A 1095-nucleotide genomic window follows, 5' to 3' on the forward strand; every position below is an offset into this window, starting at 1 on the left:
TGCTGGGGACAGGACTTCAGGTGGCCTCGGACGATGAGGACAGGGCGGATAAGTATGCCGCGTATGTGCAGGGGGCTCTGCGAAATCCGAACATCGTTGGATCTCACTGGTTTGCCTATTGTCCAGAGCCGATTTCTGGGCGCGGTGACGGAGAAAACTATGACACAGGCTTGTTTAGTGTCACAAACGATCCCTACCCGGAACTCCGTAAGGCCATTCGGCGCGTGGGATATTCGCAGTATCAATACAGACTTGCAGCTAGCTCGGACGCCCCGCGCCGGTAGGTCAGCTTTTTCAGGTAGGTCCCGCTGGCTCAAACAAGTCAGTGATGGTCCCCGGACTCTGGAGTAGTAGCCCTTTCAACCTATCCGTTCGGACTTACTTGGAAAGAAGGTTGCGAGGATTGCTCGATGTTGTTTGATGGATTCTGTCGTTTGAAGCATCTGCATGTACGAAGCACAAGTTTGGCTCTGGCATGCAGCGCCACGATCGAATCAATAACGACATGACATGGCGATTGCCTTGGGTGTCGAGTCTGGACCCGGATTTCGATGATAACTTGACGACTCCACTCCAATTCGGACAGAGTGAGTCAGAGACCGCCATGTTAAGTTCTGAACAATTGGCCGAATATCGTGAGAACGGGTTCACGCTTGTGCCCGATTTTCTAACTCCTGTGCAGACGGCGGCACTCCAGGAGGAGGTCCTGCGCTTGAAGCGCGAAGGCAAGTTGCAAAACATCTCGACCGAGGGAGACGGGACAACCCATTCATCCAAAGCCCAAAATCTCCAAATCTGCCCGGCTTCACCCCATAGTGAAGTCTTGCGAGCCCTTCCGTTTTCAGACTCCGTGCGTGAGGTGGTCGGCCAAATTCTTGATGGGCCGTCGAGGCAGATTCTCGACCAGATCTTTCTGAAGCCGGCACACTATGGCGCCGGGACGAATTGGCATCAAGACAATGCTTACTTCAAAACGGAGCATCCGTTGCTTGGTGTCGGAATGTGGATTGCCGTTCATGCCGCAACCCTGGAGAACGGAACCATGCACATGGCTCGAGGACTCCAACATACGGCGCTGCCCCATTACCGCGACCC

General features: G+C 54.2%; 2 protein-coding genes. Both read left to right on the top strand.

Going from position 1 to position 1095, the window contains the following annotated elements; genetic code table 11:
- Nucleotides 1-410: 410 nt before the first annotated feature.
- Nucleotides 411-509 carry a hypothetical protein gene (locus tag RMO15_RS33395; RefSeq protein WP_369016145.1) on the top strand — a complete coding sequence of 33 codons (99 nt, stop codon included), beginning with the start codon at nt 411-413 and terminating at the stop codon, nt 507-509.
- The coding region (locus RMO15_RS20505) for a phytanoyl-CoA dioxygenase family protein (protein WP_309716264.1) at nt 476-1095 on the top strand (620 nt) is incomplete at its 3' end. The genes RMO15_RS33395 and RMO15_RS20505, both read left to right, overlap by 34 nt.

Origin of the sequence: Armatimonas sp., assembly GCF_031410135.1 — a bacterium.
Lineage (GTDB): Bacteria > Armatimonadota > Armatimonadia > Armatimonadales > Armatimonadaceae > Armatimonas.